Source organism: Serratia sp. YC16, from assembly GCF_009707615.1.
GTDB classification, from domain to species: domain Bacteria; phylum Pseudomonadota; class Gammaproteobacteria; order Enterobacterales; family Enterobacteriaceae; genus Serratia; species Serratia surfactantfaciens.
In genome coordinates this window covers 1-4,519 of record NZ_WLYN01000024.1, presented here as the reverse complement: position 1 = coordinate 4,519, position 4,519 = coordinate 1, and the positions used below count along the sequence as shown (strand labels likewise).

5 protein-coding genes are annotated in these 4,519 nt (G+C 52.2%); 2 read left to right on the top strand and 3 right to left on the bottom strand.

What is annotated here, in order from left to right; all coding sequences use genetic code 11:
* The first annotated feature begins 339 nt into the window (after positions 1 to 339).
* Together murB and birA are read left to right on the top strand one after the other, a co-directional pair.
* A complete protein-coding gene (gene murB, locus GKN89_RS24180; protein WP_019456480.1) occupies positions 340 to 1,377 on the top strand; it encodes a UDP-N-acetylmuramate dehydrogenase in 1,038 nt (345 codons plus the stop codon).
* Positions 1,374 to 2,336, top strand: coding sequence for a bifunctional biotin--[acetyl-CoA-carboxylase] ligase/biotin operon repressor BirA (gene birA / locus GKN89_RS24175; protein ID WP_019456481.1), 963 nt, complete (start codon positions 1,374 to 1,376; stop codon positions 2,334 to 2,336). Before murB ends, birA begins: the two co-directional genes overlap by 4 nt.
* 48 nt (positions 2,337 to 2,384) lie before the next feature.
* On the opposite strand, the gene coaA is transcribed toward birA, so the two are convergent.
* The 3 genes from coaA to GKN89_RS24440 form a co-directional block, all read right to left on the bottom strand.
* Positions 2,385 to 3,335 (bottom strand): type I pantothenate kinase, encoded by a 951-nt coding sequence (gene coaA, locus GKN89_RS24170; RefSeq protein WP_025160419.1) that lies wholly within the window; start codon positions 3,333 to 3,335, stop codon positions 2,385 to 2,387.
* Positions 3,336 to 3,554: 219 nt separating this feature from the next.
* Positions 3,555 to 4,103 carry a GNAT family N-acetyltransferase gene (locus GKN89_RS24165; protein ID WP_019456505.1) on the bottom strand — a complete coding sequence of 183 codons (549 nt, stop codon included), beginning with the start codon at positions 4,101 to 4,103 and terminating at the stop codon, positions 3,555 to 3,557.
* A 156-nt stretch (positions 4,104 to 4,259) separates the two neighbouring features.
* On the bottom strand, positions 4,260 to 4,519 hold a 260-nt coding region (locus GKN89_RS24440), incomplete at its 5' end, for a hypothetical protein (protein WP_230329036.1).

Sequence of the window (4,519 nt, the reverse complement as noted above, 5' to 3'; positions counted from 1 at the left end):
GCTTTTTGCTATGCGTAAAATAATGTCATGACTGTCTTTATTGTTTATAAAAATGCCAATTTCGGGCGCATGTCCATACTCTCATAAGCATGCATAATGTTTTTGATGAGGTAAATTGTCAGCTCAATATATAATTGATAGCTCCAGATTATTATTTAAATAATAAAAATGTCTATTTATGAACATGTAGATAAGAGTTTTCCTGTTATATCAAAGATAAGTCTTAATTCTTCCGCGCATTCCTCGATAAATTTCACGTTAATTAAAACAAATATTAGCCAGACGCCTCGAATCGAGTAGACTAGGCAACAGATTATTTCCGGATGAGTACTGAACGTTATGTCTACTGAAAGCGCGTCTTTAAAAAACCACAATACTTTTGCGCTCCCGGTCAACGCAGCGCACCTGATCATGGCCGATAGAATTGAGCTGATGCTCAAAGTTTGGCAACAAACGCGCAAGCGTCAGGAGCCGCTGCTGATTCTCGGTGAAGGTAGCAACGTGCTGTTCCTGGAAGATTTTGCGGGCACGGTGATGGTTAATCAGCTAAAGGGCATCGATGTTCGGGAAGATAATGGCGCCTGGTATATCCACGTCAGTTCCGGTGAGAATTGGCACGATCTGGTGCAATATACGCTCCAGGCAGGCATCTGCGGGTTGGAGAACCTGGCCTTGATTCCCGGCTTGGCCGGCTCCGCCCCTATCCAGAACATCGGCGCCTACGGTGTCGAATTGAAAGATGTCTGTGAGTATGTCGATCTACTGGATTTCTCCACCGGTGCCATCGATCGCATTCCGGCAGCCGATTGTGGTTTCGGCTATCGGGAAAGCATTTTCAAACACCGTTTCCAAACCGGGTATGTCATTGTCGGGCTCGGTCTGCGTCTGAGCAAGCAATGGCAACCCAAACTGAGTTATGGCGATCTGACCAAGCTGGATCCCGCCACGGTGACACCGCTTCAGGTATTTGAATCCGTATGCGCGATGCGCCGCAGTAAGTTGCCAGACCCGCGTGAAACCGGCAACGCCGGCAGCTTTTTCAAGAATCCGCTGGTAAACGCGGGGAAAGCCGCTGAACTCATCGCGCAATACCCCGGCATGCCGCATTATCCGCAGCAGGGGGACCAGGTGAAGCTGGCTGCCGGTTGGTTGATCGATCAGTGCGAACTGAAGGGATATCGTATCGGTGGCGCAGCGGTACACCGCCAGCAGGCGCTGGTGCTGGTGAACCTCGACAATGCGCACAGTCAGGATGTGGTGGCGCTGGCGCGCCATGTACGCAAAACGGTGGCCGATAAATTTGGCGTGTGGCTGGAACCTGAGGTGCGCTTTATTGGCGCGACCGGTGAGCTGAATGCTGTGGCGGTGCTGTCATGAAAGATACCAAGGTCCCATTAAAGCTGATTGCACTGCTGGCCGACGGCGAGTTCCATTCCGGAGAACACCTCGGTGAGTCATTGGGCATGAGCCGTGCCGCAATTAATAAGCATATCCAGACCATTCGCGAGTGGGGACTGGATGTCTTTACCGTACCAGGCAAAGGCTACAGCCTTCCTGGCGCCATTCAGCTGCTGGAAGCCGAACGCATTCTCAGTCTGCTGGAAGACAAGCGCGTGAGCGTGTTGCCAGTCGTTGATTCCACCAACCAATATTTGTTGGATCGCATTGCCGAATTGAACTCGGGCGATGCCTGCGTGGCTGAATATCAACAGGCGGGGCGAGGGCGTCGTGGGCGTCAGTGGATCTCGCCATTCGGTGCCAATTTGTATCTGTCGATGTTTTGGCGATTGGAACAAGGCCCGGCCGCAGCGATGGGGCTCAGCCTGGTGATCGGTATGGTGATGGCAGAAGTTCTGCAGCGTCTCGGTGCGGCAGACGTACGCGTGAAGTGGCCCAACGATCTTTACCTGAACGATCGTAAACTGGCGGGGATCCTGGTTGAATTGACGGGGAAAACCGGCGATGCGGCCCAACTGGTTATTGGCGCCGGCATCAATCTGGCGATGCGTGATACCAATGCCGGCGGAATAAATCAGGGATGGATCAACCTGCAAGAGGCCGGCATTAACATCGATCGTAATGAGTTGACCGCCACTCTGCTCAATGAACTGCGGCAGTCGTTAAAGCAGTTTGAGATAGATGGACTGGCGCCATTCATTGGCCGCTGGCGCGCGCTGGATAATTTTATCGATAGACCGGTCAAACTGCTGATCGGTGAGCGGCAGATTGTGGGTATCGCCCGGGGTATCGACTCACAAGGTGCGCTTTTGCTGGAGCAGGATGGGGAAATCAAACCCTTTATCGGCGGGGAAATATCGCTGCGCAGCGCGGAATAGTGAAGTAAAACAAGGGGGCGATAACGCCCCCTTGTTAGATCGGTTGGTTTATTTTCTTAAGCGCACGCTTTCAACGGCATGGTTGGCGCTTTTGGTCATAATCAGGCTCGCGCGTTCGCGGGTAGGCAGTATGTTCTGCTGTAAATTCAATCCGTTAATTTCATTCCATAATTGCGTGGCAATATTAATCGCTTCCGGCTCAGGCAATTTTGAATAGTTATGGAAATAAGAATCAGGATTGGAAAATGCGCCCTGACGGAATTTCAGGAAACGATTGATATACCAGCTTTGCAATAGCGTCTCCGGCGCATCGACATATATAGAGAAGTCGACAAAATCGGAAACGAATACGCGATGCGGATCGTGAGGATAATCCATACCGCTTTGCAATACGTTAAGCCCTTCCAGAATAAGAATGTCCGGCTGCTCGATGACTTTATTGCCTTCGGGGACTACGTCATAGATCAAATGGGAATAAACCGGGGCGGTGACGCGTTTGGCGCCGGATTTTACTTCCGACACAAACTTCACCAGGCTATGCATATCGTAGGACTGCGGGAAGCCTTTTTTCTTCATCAAACCGCGTTCGTTCAGCACCTTGTTAGGATGCAAGAAACCGTCGGTAGTGATCAGCTCAACGCTGCGGTGTTCCGGCCAGCGGCTCAGCAGGGCCTGCAACAGACGCGCGGTCGTGCTCTTGCCGACGGCTACGCTGCCGGCGATGCCGATGACATAAGGAATTTTTTGCCCGTCAGTGCCGAGGAATTGCTCCAGCACCGCCTGCCTACGCAGGTTGGAACTGATATAGAAGTTCAACAGTCGTGACAGCGGCAGATAAATCTGCGCAACTTCTTCCAACGAGAGATCTTCGTTAATCCCTTTCAGTTTAACGATCTCTTCTTCCGACAACGTCAGCGGCACCGAATCTCGCAACGCAGCCCACTGGGCACGATCGAACTGTAGGTAAGGCGTTGCTAAAGATTGATCTCTTTTTATCATAAGCCAAATTCTGCCTGTTAACGCAGGTTGGGAAAGGCGCCGGACGCCAACTCCAGAGAATAAACAAGCTGCATATTATAGACAGCTTCGTTTTTGGCGTAGACTTTTTTCGCAAAAGTTGTCGATAGGCAGCAGTTTATGTCAATTGTGCGAAGCGGCGCGCAGTTGATAAAGCGGGGTTGCAAGGCGGCATCATTGAGTCAGGATACCGCCTCGAGGCTAGCTGGCAATAGCGCGCGAAGAGGGGGTCACGATGAACAGACGTTTGTAATAAATGATGGTCGGGTGGTAATAGCCATCGGGCCCGGCTGCATAATCCGGTATTTCTCCCAGACAGCGATAGCCTAGGCTGCGGTAAAGCGCCTCCGCCGCCGAACCTGTCTGCGTATCCAGGTACAGGAGCCCGCGCCGCTGTTGCAATGCCGCTTGCTCCAGCGTCTTCATCAGCGCCTGGCCGACGCCGTTGCGACGAGCTCGGCTGTGAACCAGCAGCTTCACCACCTCCGCACGATTGCGGCCGTTCGGCTTCTGACAAAGCTCGAGTTGCACGGTGCCAACGACGCCGCGCTCATCGCGCGCAATCCACAACAGCCGTTCACCCTTAGCCAGAGCAGGACGAAGACTGTGGAAGTAACTTTCGGCATCTTCATGGGGGATTAAGGTATCGTAGCCCACCGAAGCGCCGTGCGTGATGGCATCGGTCAACAGGTGGGCCAACTCGTCGCGGTAAATTGGGAGCGTAGCGGCGTTGACAGGCACTATTTTCATCGGTCATTCCTCCAGGATGGGGGTAATGAAGATAAGCAATAACTGCGCCAGAGCGGCGAAAGGTATGACGCCGGCGAAAGGGCGAGGAATAAATGTAGTCCATGCCGCACCACGGGGCAGCTATCTTCTTTTTGGTGCATCGATCCCGCTCACAGTTTACCGCTGTGGGTTAAGCGTTATGAGAAGCCCGACACGGAGAAAGGGGCGCTCAAGGCTTGCCAAAAGTGGATAAAATTGTAGAGAATGATTGCTGCGGGTGATGAATGTTTGCACGCTGCAGGCTGCGAATTGCATGACAGCATGCAAAATTGACTGATTTGTGAGCGAAAGTGCGCGTAAAGCAATTTTTTTGTTGCATAGGTCGCCCGCTCTACCTAGAATGCGCTGCACTTGATGCCGGCTTAGCTCAGTAGGTA

Bases quoted from the DNA above. Each gene is read 5' to 3' on its own strand.
- GKN89_RS24165 (WP_019456505.1), bottom strand. From the start codon at position 4,103: ATGAAAATAGTGCCTGTCAACGCCGCTACGCTCCCAATTTACCGCGAC.
- murB (WP_019456480.1), top strand. From the start codon at position 340: ATGTCTACTGAAAGCGCGTCTTTAAAAAACCACAATACTTTTGCGCTC.
- birA (WP_019456481.1), top strand. From the start codon at position 1,374: ATGAAAGATACCAAGGTCCCATTAAAGCTGATTGCACTGCTGGCCGAC.
- coaA (WP_025160419.1), bottom strand. From the start codon at position 3,335: ATGATAAAAAGAGATCAATCTTTAGCAACGCCTTACCTACAGTTCGAT.